This window comes from Streptomyces sp. P3 (assembly GCF_003032475.1).
Classification (GTDB): domain Bacteria; phylum Actinomycetota; class Actinomycetes; order Streptomycetales; family Streptomycetaceae; genus Streptomyces.
Window position 1 is genome coordinate 7,593,466 of sequence record NZ_CP028369.1, and the last position, 17,426, is coordinate 7,610,891.

General features: G+C 72.6%; 15 protein-coding genes and 1 pseudogene. 7 read left to right on the forward strand and 9 right to left on the reverse strand.

From position 1 onward, the window contains the following. Window positions 1-50 precede the first annotated feature (50 nt). From C6376_RS33525 to C6376_RS33545, 5 genes are all read right to left on the reverse strand, one after another. Window positions 51-1,022 carry a dihydrodipicolinate synthase family protein gene (locus C6376_RS33525; RefSeq protein WP_254076171.1) on the reverse strand — a complete coding sequence of 324 codons (972 nt, stop codon included), beginning with the start codon at window positions 1,020-1,022 and terminating at the stop codon, window positions 51-53. Window positions 1,023-1,067: 45 nt separating this feature from the next. Then, window positions 1,068-2,474, reverse strand: coding sequence for an NAD(P)/FAD-dependent oxidoreductase (locus tag C6376_RS33530; protein WP_107446813.1), 1,407 nt, complete (start codon window positions 2,472-2,474; stop codon window positions 1,068-1,070). Beyond that, entirely contained in the window at window positions 2,467-2,766 is a 300-nt protein-coding gene (locus C6376_RS33535) for a (2Fe-2S)-binding protein (RefSeq protein WP_107446815.1), read from the reverse strand. The genes C6376_RS33530 and C6376_RS33535 overlap by 8 nt, the downstream gene beginning before the upstream one ends. Further along, window positions 2,763-3,995: an FAD-binding oxidoreductase gene (locus tag C6376_RS33540; protein ID WP_107446817.1), complete on the reverse strand. Its 1,233-nt coding sequence runs from the start codon at window positions 3,993-3,995 to the stop codon at window positions 2,763-2,765. Before C6376_RS33540 ends, C6376_RS33535 begins: the two co-directional genes overlap by 4 nt. A 438-nt stretch (window positions 3,996-4,433) precedes the next feature. After that, window positions 4,434-5,018, reverse strand: coding sequence for a TetR/AcrR family transcriptional regulator (locus C6376_RS33545; protein WP_107446818.1), 585 nt, complete (start codon window positions 5,016-5,018; stop codon window positions 4,434-4,436). Window positions 5,019-5,301: 283 nt separating this feature from the next. Between C6376_RS33545 and C6376_RS33550 the strand changes: the two genes are divergently transcribed. From C6376_RS33550 to C6376_RS33565, 4 genes are read left to right on the forward strand one after another with little or no spacing between them, the layout of a single operon-like run. Then, the gene (locus C6376_RS33550; protein WP_301554726.1) at window positions 5,302-5,808 is read left to right on the forward strand and encodes a (2Fe-2S)-binding protein; all 507 of its coding nucleotides are present in this window, start codon (window positions 5,302-5,304) and stop codon (window positions 5,806-5,808) included. After that, window positions 5,805-6,800, forward strand: coding sequence for a xanthine dehydrogenase family protein subunit M (locus C6376_RS33555; protein ID WP_107446821.1), 996 nt, complete (start codon window positions 5,805-5,807; stop codon window positions 6,798-6,800). The genes C6376_RS33550 and C6376_RS33555 overlap by 4 nt, the downstream gene beginning before the upstream one ends. Continuing rightward, entirely contained in the window at window positions 6,797-9,040 is a 2,244-nt protein-coding gene (locus tag C6376_RS33560; protein ID WP_107446822.1) for a xanthine dehydrogenase family protein molybdopterin-binding subunit, read from the forward strand. Before C6376_RS33555 ends, C6376_RS33560 begins: the two co-directional genes overlap by 4 nt. Window positions 9,041-9,086: 46 nt before the next feature. Continuing rightward, window positions 9,087-10,409 (forward strand): XdhC family protein, encoded by a 1,323-nt coding sequence (locus C6376_RS33565; RefSeq protein ID WP_107446824.1) that lies wholly within the window; start codon window positions 9,087-9,089, stop codon window positions 10,407-10,409. A 405-nt stretch (window positions 10,410-10,814) separates the two neighbouring features. Here the strand turns inward: C6376_RS33565 and C6376_RS33570 are convergent, their stop codons facing one another. From C6376_RS33570 to C6376_RS45770, 3 genes are all read right to left on the reverse strand, one after another. Next, window positions 10,815-11,588 carry a maleylpyruvate isomerase family mycothiol-dependent enzyme gene (locus C6376_RS33570; RefSeq protein WP_107449343.1) on the reverse strand — a complete coding sequence of 258 codons (774 nt, stop codon included), beginning with the start codon at window positions 11,586-11,588 and terminating at the stop codon, window positions 10,815-10,817. 460 nt (window positions 11,589-12,048) lie between these two features. Then, window positions 12,049-12,354, reverse strand: a complete 306-nt coding sequence (locus tag C6376_RS33575; RefSeq protein WP_173985544.1) for a TetR-like C-terminal domain-containing protein — start codon at window positions 12,352-12,354, stop codon at window positions 12,049-12,051. Further along, window positions 12,339-12,533 (reverse strand): aldehyde dehydrogenase family protein, encoded by a 195-nt coding sequence (locus tag C6376_RS45770; protein WP_254076172.1) that lies wholly within the window; start codon window positions 12,531-12,533, stop codon window positions 12,339-12,341. The genes C6376_RS33575 and C6376_RS45770 overlap by 16 nt, the downstream gene beginning before the upstream one ends. Window positions 12,534-12,588: 55 nt before the next feature. Here C6376_RS45770 and C6376_RS33580 point away from each other — a divergent pair. Beyond that, window positions 12,589-12,801: pseudogene (locus C6376_RS33580) on the forward strand (aldehyde dehydrogenase family protein); the annotation flags it as partial. Between the two features lie 99 nt (window positions 12,802-12,900). Here the strand turns inward: C6376_RS33580 and C6376_RS33585 are convergent. Beyond that, window positions 12,901-13,710 (reverse strand): hypothetical protein, encoded by an 810-nt coding sequence (locus tag C6376_RS33585; protein WP_173985789.1) that lies wholly within the window; start codon window positions 13,708-13,710, stop codon window positions 12,901-12,903. 324 nt (window positions 13,711-14,034) lie between these two features. Here C6376_RS33585 and C6376_RS33590 point away from each other — a divergent pair, with 324 nt between their 5' ends. Together C6376_RS33590 and fusA are read left to right on the forward strand one after the other, a co-directional pair. Further along, the gene (locus C6376_RS33590) at window positions 14,035-14,724 is read left to right on the forward strand and encodes a nucleotidyltransferase domain-containing protein (protein WP_107446826.1); all 690 of its coding nucleotides are present in this window, start codon (window positions 14,035-14,037) and stop codon (window positions 14,722-14,724) included. A gap of 414 nt (window positions 14,725-15,138) precedes the next feature. Then, complete coding sequence (gene fusA / locus C6376_RS33595) at window positions 15,139-17,298, forward strand: elongation factor G (protein WP_254076173.1); 2,160 nt, start codon at window positions 15,139-15,141, stop codon at window positions 17,296-17,298. Window positions 17,299-17,426 lie beyond the last annotated feature (128 nt).

Below are 17,426 nucleotides of genomic sequence, written 5' to 3' on the forward strand. Positions count from 1 at the left end.
GAGCGTCCCCGGGGAGTCTCCTCGTGGCGTGCGCGCCGTGGCAGGACGGGTCACGCGAGACCGGCGGCGACGGCCTTCTCGGTGGCCGCCCGGACGGCCGCCTCCTGGTCCGGCAGCAGCGGGACCCGTGGCGGACGGCAGCGGCCGCCGTGCCGGCCCACGACGTCCATCGAGAGCTTGATGGCCTGGACGAACTCGACGCGCGAGTCCCAGCGCAGCAGCGGGTGCAGTCGGCGGTAGAGGGGGAGCGCGGTGGTGAGGTCGCCCGCGACGGCTGCCCGGTACAGCTCGGCCGAGGCCTTCGGCAGTGCGTTGGGGTAGCCGGCCACCCAGCCCTTCGCGCCGGCCACGGCCAGCTCCAGCAGCACGTCGTCCGCACCCGCCAGCAGATCGAGTTCGGGTGCGAGTTCGGCGATGCGGTAGGCGCGGCGCACATCGCCGGAGAACTCCTTGACGGCGTGCACATGACCCTCGCCGTGCAGCCGTGCCAGCAGTTCGGGCACCAGGTCGACCTTGGTGTCGACGGGGTTGTTGTACGCCACGACCGGCAGGCCCGCCCGGGCCACCTCCGCGTAGTGGGCGACGACGGCTCGCTCGTCGGCGCGATAGGCGTTGGGCGGCAGCAGCATCACCGCCGAGCAGCCGGCCCCGGCCGCCTGCTCCGCCCAGCGGCGGGCCTCGGCGGAGCCGTACGCGGCGACGCCCGGCATGACGCGCGCCCCGCCCACGGCGGCGACCGCGGTCTCCACCACTTTGGCGCGCTCCTCGGGAGTGAGCACCTGGTACTCGCCCAGGGAGCCGTTGGGCACGACGCCGTCGCAGCCGTTCGCCACCAGCCAGGCGCAGTGCTCGGCGTACCGGTCGTGGTCGACGCGGAGGTCGTCGTCGAGCGGCAGCGCGGTGGCGACGAGGACCCCGTGCCACGGGCGCCGCCGGGAGGCGGCGGGAGCCGGGGCGGCGGCAGGGGGACGGGCGGGCACGGGCGGGGTGGCGGGCACGGACGGGGTGGCGGGGGCGGTCATGCACGGATCCCTTCACTGGCGGTGACGTGGGTGAGGTGTGACATGTCACGGTTCGGCCTGAGGTTCGGCCGGGGCGGCCAGGACGCCGAGCGGAACCGGGCGGGCCAGCAGCCGTCGTGCCGGAGTGGGCGCACAGCCCGCCACACCGGCCACTCCGGGCTCGCACATGCGGCCCTGACACCAGCCCATGCCGGCCCTGGTCAGCAGCTTCACGGTGCGCAGATCACCGGCGCCGAGTGCGCCGACGGCCTCGCGGACGGCGCCGGCGGGCACCTCCTCGCAGCGGCACACGACCGTCTCGTCGGTCACCTGCTCCGTCCACCGGACGGGCTGCGCGGCATAGGCGTCGTCCAGCGCGGAGAAGAACGCCCGCAGCCGGTCACGGGTCCGGGCGGCCGGGGCCCAGCCGGCCGGGTCGGGGACCCGCCCCGTCAGTCTCGCCGCCGCCGAGCGTCCGGCGATGTGCCCCTCAGCCAGCGACAGCGCGGCACCGCCGATGCCCGTCGTCTCGCCCGCGGCCCAGACGCCGGGCACGTCGGTGCGCTGCTCGGCGTCGACCCACACGCCCGGTCCGTCGAGGCGGCAGCCGAGCCCGTCCGCGAGATCCGTGTGCGGCAGCAGACCGTGGCCGACGGCGAGGGTGTCGCAGGAGAGCCGCCGTTCGCCGCCGGGCGCGGGACGGCCGTCGGCGTTCAGCGCGGCCACGGTGACCGACTCCACTCGGTCGACGCCATGGGCCTCCAGCACGACATGACGGGCCATCACCGGAACGCGGTGAAGGGCCAGTCGTGCCGCGAGAGCCGCTCCCTCGGCGAGCTTCGCGGGGGCCGCGGCCCAGGCGCGGGCGCTGTGTGCGAGGCCCCTGGGGCCGGCCGACTCGACCAGGGCGACGACGTGGGCGCCGGCCGCCGCGAGACCGGTCGCCACGGGCAGCAGCAGCGGGCCGGTGCCGGCGACGACGGCCGTACGGCCGGGCAGCGACAGCCCTCCCTTGAGCAGTGCCTGCGCGCCGCCCGCGGTGACCACTCCTGGCAGGGTCCAGCCGGGGAAGGGCAGGACCTTCTCGTATCCGCCGGTCGCCAGCAGTACCGCGTCGGCCCGCACGGCGACGGAGTCCGTCTGCCGCGGACCGAGCAACGTGTGCACGAGGAATGACCCCGATTGCCGCTCCACACACCAGACATGACGATCACTCAGGTGTGTCGCGCGACCCGCGCCGAGGTGGGTGTCGAGTCCGGCGCGCAGCCGCTCCCAGGTGCGCCACTGGTGGTGCAGCGCCCGGGGACGCCGGGCGCCGAGGCCGCGCGCGGGCTGCCGGTAGAACTGCCCGCCCGCCTCGGCGGCGGAGTCGGTCAGCACCACGCGCACGCCGCGCGCCGCGGCCGCCAGGGCGGCGGCGAGCCCCGCCGGGCCGGCGCCGATCACCGCGAGGACCGGGCGGCGTTCACTCATCGTGGCCCGACCCTGCCTGCGAGCGGACGACGGCTCCCGGCGTGGCCGGCACCAGACAGGCCCGCTGGTTGGGCAGGCCGTCGACGGTGACCAGACAGTCGAAGCAGACTCCGATCCCGCAGAACACCCCGCGCGCCCGCCCCGCACCCCGGGTCGTGCGCCAGGCCGTGACACCGGACGACCACAGCGCGGCGGCCAGCGTCTGCCCGGGCAGCGCCTCGAGCGCCCTGTCGTCGAAGGTGACGGTGAACGGGGCGCCGGGACGGGCCCGGACCAACCGCAGGGGATTCACGGGGAGGCCTCCTCGCTGAGGGGTTCCGCACGGTCTGATCGGCCGGCCGGGCGGCCGGGAGGCGGGGAACGGCGCGCGCGGTGCGGGCGGTCGAAGCGGTCGGGGCGAAACGGCGTCAGATCCAGCTCCGGGCTCGCTCCGGTGAGCGTCTGCGCGAGGAGCCGGCCCGTGCCGGTGGCTAGGCCGATGCCCGCGCCCTCGTGTCCGCAGGCGTGGAACAGTCCGGGCACCCGTGGGTCCGGGCCGACCGCGGGCAGGTGGTCGGGCAGGTACGGGCGGAAGCCGACGTAGGTGCGCATCGCCCTGACGTGAGCCAGGAACGGGAAGAGACAGGTGGCCCCCGCCGCCAGGGCGCGCACGACCGGCAACGAGAAGGACCTGTCGAACCCGACCCGTTCCCGGCTCGCGCCGATCAGCACCGGCCCGGCCGCCGTGCCCTCGACGACCGGGGAGGTCTGCAGGGCCGCCGAGTCGCTCGCCACGTCGGCCACGTAGTCGGCGGCGTACACCTTGTGCCGTACGCGCGGCGGCAGCGGCTCGGTGACCAGGACGAAGCCACGACGGGGCAGTACGGGCAGTCCGACGCCGGCCAGGGCGGCGACCTCCGCTCCTTCGACGCCCGCCGCGTTGACCACGGCCGGCGCGAGGATGTCGCCGCGGTCGGTTCGCACGCCCCGCACCGCGCCGTCGGGGCCGCGCAGGATCCGGGTCACGGCACGGCCGGTCTCCAGCCGTGCGCCCGAGGCGCGCATCAGGTGGGCGGCGGCGAGGGTGGGCATGACCTGGGCGTCCTGCGGGTACAGCACCCCGCCGGCGAGTCCGGACGCCAAGTGGGGTTCCAGGTCCCGAAGTCGAGCCGCGTCGACGGGGACGGTCCGCACCCCGGCGGCGCGCTGCCCGGCCGCGAGGACCGTCAGCGCGGTGAGGGACTCCGCGGTCGACGCCACCACGAGGCCGCCCTTGGGCTCGTACTCGACGGCCGCGGCGAGCTCCTCCTCGGCCAGCTCCTGCCACAACCGGAGGGACAACAGGGCCAGTTGGAGCTCCGGCCCGGGCTCCTTGTCGGAGACGAGGAGATTGCCCTCGCCGGCGCCGGTGGTGCCGCCGGCCACTGGGCCCCGGTCCACCACGATCACGTCGAGTCCGGCGCGCGCCGCGTACAGCGCACAGGCCGCGCCCACCATGCCCGCGCCGACGACCACCACGTCACCGCTCGGTCGCTTGGTCACTCCAGTAATATGTCACATGGCGCTATCCCGAGGAAGACGGCGTACGGGCGTGGAGAAGACGGCGTACGGGCGCGGGCCGACTGGGCGCGGCACCTCGAAGTGAGAGTGAATACCTCGACATGAGAGTGCGAAGGAGAGCGGATACCTCAAGACGTAGGTGACGCACGTCGCTCTCCGGCGGCGCGGTGGACAGGATGCACCTGTCGGTTTTCGAGGGCGGGCCGCTGAATGTGGCGGCGGTGCTGTCCGCCGGCGCGGCACGTTGGCCGTCGGCGCCACTTGAGTGGGTGGAGGTGTACGGCAGCCGGGCCTGTCCGTGCTGTCTCCTGGCGCGAGGCATGGTGCGCCTGGCTCTTCTGCCTTGTGCCTGGGCACTGTCCGCGATCGTACGGTCGGTGGCGGAGGGCAGGACGGGACGGGAGCTGCCGGCCGGGCGGCTCAGCCGTGGGGACCCGTCCCGCGCAGAAACGTGTCGACGACGAGTGTTGCCAGTGCGTCCGCGTTCTGCCGGACCTGGTCCGGGTCGAGATCCGCGCCGCCTCCGTGCTGGGCCTCGTCGACGAGGGCGTAGTAGACCCGCCGCGCCCACATGAGGTCCGTGTCCGGGGAGAGGAGCCCTTCGCGCTGGGCTCGGGCGAAGAACTCGAGGGCGCCGGTGTTGACCTCGGACCAGATCACCGCCGTGAGGGGGGAGTCGGCGAGGGGGTGGCCGAGGGTGAACGGCCAGACGCTCTTGATCCGCAGCACGTTCGCCGTGACGCGGTGGAGTGCCACGAGCGGTGGGGCGGTGTCCATGTGGGCGTCCGCTACGCCTTCCATGAGCTGTCGCTTCGCCGAGGCGGCGAGTGCTTCGATGAGGGCCTGGCGGTTGGCGAACCGCCGGTGCACGGTCGTTCTGGCCACTCCTGCCTCCTCCGCGATCTGCTCCATGGAGGCCCCGGGGTCTTTGGCGAGGACCTGCTCGGCCGCCCCCAGAATCGCGCGCACGGTGCGCGCGGCATCGGCCCGCAGGGGTCGGCCCATGACGTATCCACTCCCGTTGTTGATTCGTGATGCCCCGAAGACCATACGCCCGACCTGCAGATTTGTGCTGATTTGCATCAATGATGTTGCGTGGGAATATAAAATTGCGACAAGCGTGATGCGAGTAGTTGGTGGAACTGCTACATTCCTGTTTTAGATCATGGACCTGCTCTCGTGATTCGGCTCCCCGGTCGGCGGTTTCTGAAGTCCGCGGAGCTCTGGTCCTGGCTCATGTGCCTGATGGCCGCCTGGCCCCCTGGCCCCCATGAGAACGAGCCCACGGGTGAACCGGAGGAATGACACGGTGGAGATCGAGCTGCGGATCAACGGGTCCGCCCGGAGGCTGGATGTCGCGCCGCAAGTGAGCCTGCTCGACGCGCTGCGTGAGTACCTGGGCCTGACCGGCACCAAGAAGGGCTGCGACCAGGGTGCGTGCGGTGCCTGCACGGTGCTGGTGGACGGCCGGCGGATCAACGCCTGCCTGGCGTTGGCGGTGCAGTACCAGGGCCGTGAGATCACGACCATCGAAGGGATCGACCATCCGCTGCAGGAGGCGTTCGTCCGCGCGGACGGGTTCCAGTGCGGCTACTGCACGCCGGGCCAGATCTGTTCGGCGATCGGCATGCTCGCCGAGCACAAGGAAGGGATACCCAGCGCGGCGACCGAGCATCTCGCCGACAGCGGCGGGGAGCTGGACGAGGCGGAGATCCGGGAGCGGATGAGCGGCAACCTGTGCCGCTGCGGCGCCTACAACGGCATCGTCTCGGCGATCAAGGAGGTCGCGAAGTGAAGCCGTTCTCCTACCTCAGTGCCCCGGATGTGGGCACGGTGCTGCGCACGATCGCGGACGGCGAGGACGTGAAATTCCTCGCGGGCGGGACGAACCTCGTCGACCTCATGCGGGAGGGCATCGAACACCCGGCGACGGTCGTGGACATCACCCGCCTGCCGCTGACCGGGATCGAGGAACTCCCCGACGGCACCATCCGCGTCGGCGCACTGGTGTCCAACAGTCGGCTCGCCGCGGACCCCCTCATCAGGACCCGCTGTCCGGTCCTGGCCAAGGCGATCCTGCTGGGAGCCTCGGCCCAGCTGCGGAACATGGCGACCGTCGGCGGGAACCTCCTGCAGCGCACCCGCTGCATGTACTTCTACGACGAGACCTCCGCCTGCAACAAGCGTGCACCCGGCAGCGGCTGTGACGCGATCGGCGGGTTCTCCCGCGGCAGTGCGGTACTGGGCACCAGTGAGCACTGCATCGCGACGCATCCCTCGGACATGGCGGTGGCGCTGGTGATGCTCGACGCCGTCGTTGAGGTGGAGAGCGTGCGCGGCAGCCGGCGTATCCCGGTCGCCGACTTCCACCAGCTGCCCGGCGACACCCCCCACATCGAGACGGTCCTCGCCCCCGACGAACTGATCACGGCCGTCGAGCTGCCGCCGGTGCCGGTGGCGGCGCATTCGCGCTACCGCAAGGTCCGCGACCGCGCGTCCTACGCCTTCGCCCTGGTGTCTGTCGCCGCCGCGCTGGCCGTCGAGGACGGCCGCATCACCGAGGTCCGCCTCGCACTCGGCGGTGTCGCGACCAAGCCGTGGCGGGCACGTATCGCGGAAGAGCTGCTGCTCGGCGCCGAAGCCACTGACGAGAACTTCGCCAGGGCCGCCGCCGCGGAACTCGCCCCCGCCCTTCCTCAGTCCGACAACGCCTTCAAGATCGACCTGGCCCAGCGGACGGTCGTGGCCGTGCTGCGGACACTCAACGCTGAGCGGAGCGCATCGTGACCACACGCACCTGGACAGGCTCCGACCCTGGCGCGGACGCTTCCGTACCCGTGGGGAGAGCGGTCGGACAGCCGGTGGACCGCCGGGACGGCCACGCGAAGGTGACCGGGGCGGTGCGGTTCTCCGCCGAGCACCACTACCCGAACCTCACGTACGCGAAGCTGGTCCATGCCACCGTCGCCCGTGGCACGATCACCGGCATCGACACGGCCGCGGCGGCCGCGGTGCCCGGCGTCGTGGCGGTCCTCACCCACCTCAACGCGCCAAGGATCAAACCACCCCGCAAACTCAACATTGTGCGGAATCTGGGACCCGACGTCTCGGGAACCGACGTCGACTATCTCAACACCGATCAGGTCTTCTGGGACGGCCAGCCGATCGCCATCGTGATCGCGGAGACCTCCGCGGCGGCGAACGAGGCGGCGCCCCTCGTCGAAGTGACCTACGACCTGCTGCCCGCGCGCGTGGACTTCGCCATCGAGCAGACCAACGCCACCCTGGCGAAGGGCGACCTCACCTTCGCCGCCGTGAAGAAGAAGGGCGACGCCGAGGCGGCGCTGGCCGCTGCGGAGGTGTCGCTCGACCTGCGTTACACCACGCCCGGCCTGCAGCACAACGCGATCGAGCCGCACGCGACGGTCGCCGTCTGGGACGGTGACCACCTCACGGTGCACGACACCACCCAGTCCATCCACCAGACCGGCCACCACCTGGCCTGGCGGTTCGGTGTGCCCGCGTCCCACGTCCGAGTCCGTGCCGAGTTCCTGGGGGGTGGCTTCGGCGGGAAGTTCGCCGTCTGGCCGGGCACGGTCATCGCGGCGATGGCGGCCAAGGCCGTCGGGCGGCCCGTGCGCCTGGCGCTGAGCCGCACGGCCGTCAACCGCGCCACCGGCGGGCGTACCGCCTCGACCAACCGGATCGCGCTCGGCGCGACCCGCGACGGCCGGCTCACCTCACTGATCCAGGACAGCATCACCCGCACCGGCTCGGCCGGGGGCCTGCTCGAGGCGACCACCTCGCCGGCCCGGCACCTCTACGGCGCCCAGAACATGCTGACCCGGCAGAACCTCGTCACGATGGATCTGATGCCCAACACCTGGCTGCGCGCTCCCGGCGAGGCGATCGGCAGCTTCGTGCTGGAATCGGCGATGGACGAACTCGCCTACGAGTTGTCCATGGACCCGATCGCCCTGCGCCTGCGCAACGAGCCCGCAACGGATCCGACGGGTGGCAAGAAGTTCTCCCAGCGGATGCAGCGTGAAGCCTTCGAGAGGGGCGCCGAACGCTTCGGCTGGGCGGACCGCAACCCGCAACCTCGCTCCATGCGTGACGGCGAGTGGCTCGTCGGGACGGGCACGGCCACCGCCTACCACCCGACCCTGCGCCTGGTCGCCGATGTCAAGGTACGGCTGAGCGACGACGGCGGCGCGCTCGTGCAGTGCGGTTTCCACGAGATGGGCATGGGCGCCGCGACCGTACAGGCACAGATCGCCGCGGACGCGCTCGGCATCGCGTACGAGAAGGTCCAAGTCCAGTACGGCGATTCGGCCCTGCCGTCCGGACCGATGGCCGGCAACTCCAACCAGACGGCGACGGTGGCCACCAGCGTCCTCGCCGCGTGCGGCGAGCTGACCCGCAAGGTGAGTGCCCTGGCCCGGCGTACGGGCACGACCGGTCAGGAACCGGCGGCCACCCTGAGGGCGGCACGGCGGCCGTTCATCGAGGCCTCGGTCGGGTCGGACACCCGATTGGGTGCGCTGGGCAGTCAGGGCCGTTTCCTGACCACCTTCCTGAAGGACCAGCGCTGGTCCAAGGCCGCCCGAGGCGCGCAGTTCTGCGAGGTGCGGGTGAACGCCGACACCGGCGAACTGCGGATCTCGCGCTGGCTCGGCGTGTTCGACGTCGGCCGCATCATCAACCCCAAGACCGCGGCCAGCCAGCTGCGCGGGGCGGTGGTCATGGGCATCGGTATGGCGCTGTCGGAGCAGGCCCTGATCGATCCCCGCAGCGGGCGCACCATGAGCGCCGGGCTCGACTCCTACTACGTGCCGGTGCACGCCGACATTCCCCCGATCGACGTCGACTGGCTCGACGAACCGGACAGGACGATGCCTCTGGGAATCATCGGGCTGGGCGAGGTCGGCATGACCGGCGTGGCGGCCGCGATCGCGAACGCCGTGTACCACGCGACCGGCAAGCGGATCCGGGACCTGCCGATCACGCTGGACAAGCTGCTCTGACGCCGGCCCGGTCTGCGCGACACGACACGACGAGAAGGTAACTCCCATGCTGGACATCGCGGACGAGCTGAACCGATGGCTCGAGGAAGGGCGGGACTTCGCCGTGGCCACCGTGGTGGCCGTGGGCGGCAGCGCACCGCGCGGGCCGGGCGCCGCGCTCGCCGTCGACGCCGACGGCACGGCCATCGGCTCGGTGTCGGGCGGTTGTGTGGAAGGCGCGGTCTACGAGCTGTGCATGCAGGCGCTCGCCGACGGTGAGACGGTGCGCGAGCGGTTCGGCTACAGCGACGAGGACGCCTTCGCCGTCGGGCTGACCTGCGGTGGTGTCCTCGACATCCTGGTCGCCCCGGTGCCCTCCGACGGACCCGGCAGGAAGACATTCCAGACGGCGCTGTCGGCCGCCGCCCGGGGCGAGGCGGCGGCACTTGCCCGCGTGGTCTGCGGCCCTCCCCGGTTCCTCGGACGGGCGCTGGCGGTCCGTCACGACGGCTCCTACGAAGGCGGACTCGGCGGACGTCCGGACCTGGACCGCGCCGTCGTCGACGAAACCCGCACCCTGCTCGACGCCGGCCGCACCGCAACCTTCGACGTCGCGCCGAGCGGAGCGGGATGGGGGTCGCCCCGGACGGAGTCTGGGGGAGGGCCGCACTGCGAGCCAGGCCTGAGCGTGTTCGTCGAGTCGAGCGTGCCGCCGCCGCGCATGCTCGTCTTCGGCGCCATCGACTTCGCCGCGGCACTGGTGCGCGTGGGCAAGTTCCTCGGCTACCACGTCACCGTGTGCGACGCCCGCCCCGTGTTCGCCACCCGGACGCGGTTTCCCGAGGCCGACGACATCGTGGTCGACTGGCCGCACCGCTGCCTGCGCCGCACCCGGACCGACGACCGCACGGTGGTGTGCGTGCTCACCCACGACGCCAAGTTCGACGTGCCCCTCCTGGAAGCGGCCCTGCGGCTGCCGGCCGCCTACATCGGCGCGATGGGCTCCCGCCGCACCCACGAGGACCGCGACCGCAGGCTCCGCGAAATCGGCCTCACCGACGCCGAACTGGCCCGTCTGCGCTCACCGATCGGCCTCGATCTCGGCGCCCGCACGCCCGAGGAGACCGCCCTGTCCATCGCCGCCGAGATCGTCGCCGCCCGCCACGGCGGTACGGGCCTGCCCCTGAGCGAGTCACACACGCCGATCCATCACGACACCGAAGCGCGCCGGCTGGGGGTGATCAGCGCGAGTGACCGTGTGGCGCGGCCGCGAGCCGACCGTCAGGAGCTCCGGAACACCGGGAGCCCGGTCCGGGTCGGCGTGGCCGCCTCGATGCCGACAGCTCGTGATCAGGACGGGGCCTTCCCGGGGACGGCGTGGCCGATTTGAATAACGAAAACGATCGGTTTGGCATCAATGAGAAACCGATCGGTTTCCTCCTGGGGGGCGGCCGAGACCGTGATCCACGGCTGCCTTCGCGTGCTGAAGGGTTTTGAAGTCCGCAGGTTCCCGGTCCGGCGATGGTGCCGTCCGGTCTTCTCCCGATGCAACCGTGTTGTCCAGGCCGGAGTAGGTCAGCCGGCATCGGGAAGCGCATCCCGCTCGCGCGGGTCGGGTTCGGCTTCGACGTGGCCGGCGACAAGCCGACCAGCACTGCGATCCAGCAGGTGACGGAGCGATTCGCGTCGTGGAGCGCGGAGATGCTCCCGGCCTCGGCGGCCTGCCGAAACCGCATGTCACGTGCCCGGGGGCGAGTCGAAGAGAGGCCGTTGCGCCGGCGGTCCGCCCGCTGGTCTACGGCGCTGTGAAGAGCGTCGGGAAGCGCAGGCCCAGCCACGGTTTGCGGCCCCAGACGAAGACCTTGGCGCGGGCCATGGCGGTGGGGGCGGTCCAGCGGCCCAGGGCCAGGAGGAGGAAGGCGACGGGGTCGATGGCTATCGTGCAGTCGGGCCGGCGGGGCGGGGTGTCGGTGACCGTGGGCACGCCGTCCGCGAAGGTGACGGCGAAGCGGTCGCGGCCGATGCGCAGCAGATAGCAGGCATGGTGGCCTGCGGCGCCGGCGTTCACTGCACGCGGCATGGCCAGCCGCATGAAGGGCAGCGTGAACGCGACCACTTCCCGGTTGACCATGTGGGGCCCGCGCAGCGCGGCCGCGATGTCGTATCCGTGCCCGAGCAGGTGGGTGAGCAGGTACGAGCCCAGGGTGGCCATGTTCATCGGCCCCATCGGCGTCAGTACCGCCTCCTGGGGACCGCGGCCGGCCGCGGCCGCGACGAAGGCCCGGGCCGTGTCCGCGATCTCCGCGCCGAGGACCGCCGGATCCCGCTGCGGGAAGACGGCCAAGGCCGCACGGTTGGCCGCCGCGAGACCGCCCGGCGTCCCGTCGCCGTAGGGGCGCTCCTCGCCCGCCCCGATGTCCGCCATCAGCTTCCCCGCCAGCGCGAGATGCGCCGCCGCCTCCCCCACCGTCCACTCCGCGCCCCGCAGCGGCGTGTGCGGGGCGGCCCCCGCCTGCAACAGCTCCGCGATCCGGTCGGCGGTGACGACAATGGCATCCTCGGCTGTCATGAACGCGATCATGTCGGCACTCGGACGTGCTGTCCAGCGTCCCGTCGGTCCCGCTCCCGCCTCTTCCTGAAGGCCGTTTACCGGGGTGCGGCGTTCATGATCGGGTCCCGGCCACTGGAGGGGCCGTCTCGGTCAGGGAACGAACTCCACAGCCTTCTGGGCGAGAAGGGCGCCTTGCGGATGCGATCACGCGGAAGCCGGGTCCCTGTGCACCGGCCCGGGCAAGCGCGCAGGCCGTCGGGCTCACCGCGGCACCCGCCCCGGCCGGCCGGCGACAAGACGGCATCCAGCGGATGAATCCGCTGGATGCCGTGCGTGCCGAGCCTGGGTGCCCGGAGGTTGTTCTCGATGTCCCAGGAGTCCTTGGACGGCGAGCGGGGGTGAAACGGCGCCGCCCGCCTCCAGCCCGACTGCGCGGTAGCCCCTGCCCTTCGTGGACTCGTTCGGGGGCTGCCTTCGCTCAGGCGTGCTCTGTGTGCCCGACGGCGCGCAGGAGGAAGGGCAGGAGGCGGTCGGCGGTCTGCGTCGCGGTTGCGGCGTCCACCTGGTCCGGCGGCAGGGGGGTGAGGAAGAACCTGCTGACCATGGGGCCGAGGACCAGATCGCCGAGCAGGTCGGCGTGCTCCACGGGCGGGATCTTGCCTCGCTCCGCCGCACGCTTCGTGATCTCCTCCATGCGCCGGCGCATGGGCAGCACGAACGTGTTCGTGAGGGCCTCGGCCAGTGGGATGTTGTGCCGGGCCTCGCCGATCAGGGTCTGCAGCACCCCCCTTCCTTCCCGGTCAGGGAAGCCGCCTTGTCCCGGAGCAGGGCGCGGAGGTCGCCTTCGAGGGTGCCGGTGTCGGTGTGCCTGGTGACCGGATAGTTCCAGGGGGCGATGACCAGCACGACGCCCAGCGGCTCCCGCAGGGTCCAGGCCCGGGACGGCATCAGTGACAGGGGCACCGAGACCCTGCTCGGGCGCAGCCACCGGTCGAGATGACGCAGGGTGTGGTCGACCTTCGGTGTTCCGACCGCCCACCTCGGCGTACCGGGACTGCCCTTCGGAGGCGTCGGTGAGAGCGGCATGGGCCGTTACCACGGCTCGTACTCCCTGGACACCTTCAGCCACATCAAGTCCGTCCTCGACAAGCCGCTCCAGGCCGACACGCTGCGCGTTACCTATCCGCCCTACACCCCCCTCAAGGACCGCATCCTGCGACGTATCACGTGAGCCGGACCGGCGACGAGATGAGGCCGGCCACTGTCAGGGGAGGACGGCGTACGGGCGGGGGCCGACGGCTCGTCGAGCAGGCCCGCTCAGCCGACGCGCTCAGTCGAACTCGCTGGGCTCCGGGGCCGGAGTGCGGCCCTCCCGGACGTCCTTGAGCCGGGTGGTGCCGTGACTCACCGCGTCCTTGGTGCTGTCGTGGTCCGCACCGCCGTACCCGCCGTTGGTCACGGTGATCGCGTCGTTCCCGACCCGCACGGCCGCGACGTCCAGGGTGAGGGTGACCGGCGAGCCGCCGGAGGTCCCCTTCACCGTCACCGTGATGCCCTCACGGGCGTCCCCCGACTTCGGGAGGGAGGCTTCGACGACCTGCACGGTGCGGGTGGAGCCGTCGGAGGCCTTCGCCTCGAACTGGTCGCAGTCGGTGGTCAGCGACCCCAGCCAGTCCAGTGATGTGTCGAGGTCGTCCCGGTCGTAGGCGGCGACCTGGTAGAGCAGCCGGGAGTCGCCCTCGGTGAAGCCGGTGAGCGCCGACGCGCCGGACGGGCGGCCCAACAGGTCGTCGCCGTACAGCCCGTCGAGCAGCCGCTGGCAGTCGGCGGCCTGCGTCTGGCCCGTGAGGAACTGCTGGGCGTCGACCGTGCCGATGAGCAGCTTGTCCTCCCAGGACGCCGCGTTGGTCACCTGGTTCCAGTCGTCCTCCAGGTCGCCCTCGGTGATCAGAGCGGTCCGCGCACCCGCCGACGTGAGTGTCCTGTCCCCGGGAGAGGCGGTGGTCGTCCGTTCGGCCACCGGCGAGGCCGCGACGCCGGAGGCGCTGGTCGGGCTGGACGCGCCGTCCTCCCCGCCGGAGCAGGCGGTCGCCGTGGCGAGCAGCGTTCCCGCGGCCAGGACGGCGGTCAGAGCCCGCACCGGGCGGCCCGGACGTGTCGGACCGGCCGGGCCCGACGGACGGGGCGGGCAGGTCGGGCGGGGCGACGGACGAGGGGTGCTCACGGGTACCTCCAGAGGACGGGGTCGGCTGCCCTGCCCTCCACGGCACCACCGGCCAGGCCGCTCGACCAGCGCAATGATCCGTACGGGTGAGGCCGCGGCGCAGGCGAGGGACGGCTCCGCGGCCGCGGGCCCGCCGGGAAAACACGAGGTGCTGAGCGCCGGGCGCAGGGCATCATGGCGATCCCGCCGCCCGATCGCGGCGCCGGGGTGATCATCGTCGGGGAACGACCGGGGGCACCTGTGACCGTCACCAACATCCTGCTGTCCGGCATCGTCGGCTCGACCGCCTACGGACTCGCCCACGAGGGCTCCGACGTGGACCGGCTCGGCATGTTCGCCGCCCCCACCGAGGAACTGCACGGCCTGCACACTCCCAAGGAGTCGCACGTCAGCACGGCGCCCGACCGCACCCTGCACGAGGCCGCGAAGTGGTGCCGGCTCGCACTCGGCGGCAACCCGACCGTCATGGAGCTCGTCTGGCTGCCCGACGAGCTGTACGAGGTGCGCACCCCGCTCGGCGACGAACTCATCGCCCTGCGCACCACCCTGCTCAGCGCCGGCCGGGTCCGCGACGCCTATCTCGGCTACGCCACCCAGCAGTTCAGGAAACTGCAGAACCGCAGCGCGGGCGCTCCCGCGGCGGACAGCCGCAGACGCAGCGCCAAGCACGCCCGCCATCTCAAGCGGCTGTGCGCCCAGGGGTACGAGCTCTACTCCGCGGGACGGCTGACGATCCGGGTCGAGGACCCGGAGAGCTACCACCGGTTCGGCGAGGAGGTCGCCGCCGATCCCGACGCCGCCCTGCCGTTGCTGCGCCGCGTAGAGGAGGCGTTCGCCGAGACGCGCAGCGTCCTGCCGGACCACCCCGACGAGCGAGCCGCCGACGCCTGGCTGCGCCGGGTCCGCAGGCGGTTCTACCCGGCGGCGTAGGCCTTTCCCGCGCGCCGGTGCCGGGGCCCTCGCCCCGGCCGACGACAAATCGCGTGCCGGGCCGCACCCTTCGCTTCTACACTCACCGCAGACGGAGCGCGGCCGCTTGTACAGCGGCGCGCCGTACCGCGACGATCGAGGGGAGCCCGGCCATGCGTGACCGCACCGCTGCCGTCGCTCCCCGTTCCCGCTACGAGGTGATCCTCGTGTCCTCGTCCGTCCGGTGCCCGCGGCGCGGCCGGCACCGGATCTCCTGACGAAGCCCGAGCGACACAAGAGGCAGTCCCCGCAACACATCTGACGGTCCATCATCGTCGGTTCCGCGGCATGACGTCCCTGCCCGTCCGTCGCCTCCGGCCTCGTCCGGCACATCGCGCTGCCCGTTCCCAGGAACATCCCGAAAGGCCAAGGGCCGTGCGCAACAACCTCGATCGTGATCTCACCCGTCTCTCCGCCGTCCGCAACCTGGGCATCCTCGCCCACGTCGACGCGGGCAAGACCACCGTGACGGAGCGGATCCTGTACACCACCGGCACCACGCACAAGCGCGGCGAGGTCCACGACGGCACCACCGTCACCGACTTCGACCCCCAGGAACGCGACCGAGGCATCACCATCTTCGCCGCGGCCGTCAGCTGCGAGTGGGAAGGCCACCGCCTCAACCTGATCGACACCCCCGGGCACGTCGACTTCGCCGACGAGGTGGAGCGGTCCCTGCGGGTGCTGGACGGGGCGGTGGCCGTGTTCGACGCCGTGGCGGGCGTGGAACCGCAGAGCGAGTCCGTGTGGCGGCAGGCCGACCGCTACGGCGTGCCCAGGATCGCGTTCGTGAACAAACTGGACCGGGCGGGCGCCGACCTCGACGCCGCGGTGGAGTCCCTCCGCGCCCGTCTGCACCCCGTGCCGTTGGTCGTTCAGCTGCCGATCGGGGCGGAGGACTCCTTCGTGGGCGTCGTCGACCTGCTGTGCATGCGGGCGCTGACCTGGAGCGCGGACGGCGGCGACGCGGCCGTCGACACACCCGTTCCGGACGAACTGCGGGAGGAGGCGATGGGCCGGCGCAGGCGGCTGGAGGAAGCCGTGGCGGAGCGGCACCCGGCCGCCCTGGAGGAGTTCTGCGACCGGGGGACGCTGTCGGCGCGAACCCTCTCCGGAGCCCTGCGCGACCTCACCCGCACGGGTGACGGGGTGGTCGTGCTGTGCGGCTCGGCCTACCGCAACCGGGGAATCCAACCGCTGCTCGACGCCGTCGTCGCGTATCTGCCGTCGCCCCTGGACGTGCCGCCGGTACGCGGTGCGGATCCGGCCGGCGGCGGGGACCGCGGTGCCGGCCAACAGCGCGACGCGGGCGGCGAGCAGCGTCCAGCGGACCCGGACGCGCCGTTCGCGGCCCTCGCGTTCAAGGTCGGTGCCACGCCCACGGGCCGGCTGACCTACCTCAGGGTGTACTCGGGCACGATCGAGAAGGGAGACGCGGTGTGGGAGTCCGGCACCCGGCGCACCGAGCGGATCGGACGGATCCTGCGGGTGCAGGCCGACCGGCACGCCCGGCTGGAGCGGGCGGTCGCCGGGGACATCGTGGCGGTCGTCGGGCTGAAGGCGGCCCGCGCGGGCTCGACGCTGTGCGCGCCGGAGGAGGCGCCCCTCGTCCTCGAGCCGCCCGGTGTCGCGGCGCCGGTGGTCTCGGTGGCGGTGGAGGCGCGTACGAGCGCCGACGCCGACCGTCTGGCGTCGGCGCTGGCGCGGTCGGCCGAGGAGGATCCGTCGCTGGTGGTCAGGACCGATCCCGAAACCGGTCAGACGGTGCTGTCCGGCATGGGTGAACTGCACCTGGAGGTCGCGGTGGAGAAGATCCGCCGCAGCCTCGGGGTGGAGGTCACCGTCGGCCGTCCGAGGGTGACGTACCGCGAGACGGTCGCCCGAGGCGTGTCCGGTGTCGTCTTCCGGCACGTCAAACAGGACGGCGGGGCCGGGCAGTTCGCGCATGTCGTGCTCGACGTCGAACCGCTGGACGGCGAACCGCAGCGCGCCGGATCGCCGGACCGGGACGGCGGCGCCGCGACCGGGTTCGTGTTCCGTTCGGCCGTCGTCGGCGGACGGGTGCCGCAGGAGTACGTGCGCGCCGTGGAGGCCGGCTGCCGGGACGCCCTCGCCGAGGGTCCGCTCGGCGGACACCCGGTCACCGGGCTCAGGGTCACCCTGACCGACGGGGCGACGCACGTGAAGGACTCCTCCGAGACGGCCTTCCGCACGGCCGGCCGGCTCGGGCTCCGGGAGGCGCTGCGCCGCTGCGCGATGGTGCTGCTGGAACCGGTCGTCGAGGTCACGGTGACCGTGCCCGAGGCAGTGGTCGGCGGGGTCCTCGGAGACCTCGCCGGCCGTCGCGGGCGGGTCACCGACTCGACCGTGCGCGGCGGTTCGGCGGTCGTCACCGCGACCGTGCCGCTGGCCGAACTGTTCGGCTACGCCACCCGGTTGCGCAGCCGGACCCAGGGGCGCGGCGCGTTCTCGGCCCGCCCGACGGGGTACGTCCCGGCGCCGACCACGACGCCGACCACGACGCCGGCGCGGTAGCTCCCGGCGCGGGGCGGGGACGCCGGGTGTTCCGTCCCGGCAGCTCCCCGGTGCGGGCCGCGAACAGAGGGTGTTCGCGGCCCGCACCGGGCCGGGGGCGGCAGCCCCGGCGCACCGTTGGAATCCGG

Excerpts from the sequence above, each read along its gene's own strand:
- C6376_RS33525 (WP_254076171.1), bottom strand. The coding sequence starts at position 1,022 with ATGACCGCCCCCGCCACCCCGTCCGTGCCCGCCACCCCGCCCGTGCCC.
- C6376_RS33530 (WP_107446813.1), bottom strand. The coding sequence starts at position 2,474 with ATGAGTGAACGCCGCCCGGTCCTCGCGGTGATCGGCGCCGGCCCGGCG.
- C6376_RS33545 (WP_107446818.1), bottom strand. The coding sequence starts at position 5,018 with ATGGGCCGACCCCTGCGGGCCGATGCCGCGCGCACCGTGCGCGCGATT.
- C6376_RS33565 (WP_107446824.1), top strand. The coding sequence starts at position 9,087 with ATGCTGGACATCGCGGACGAGCTGAACCGATGGCTCGAGGAAGGGCGG.
- C6376_RS33570 (WP_107449343.1), bottom strand. The coding sequence starts at position 11,588 with ATGACAGCCGAGGATGCCATTGTCGTCACCGCCGACCGGATCGCGGAG.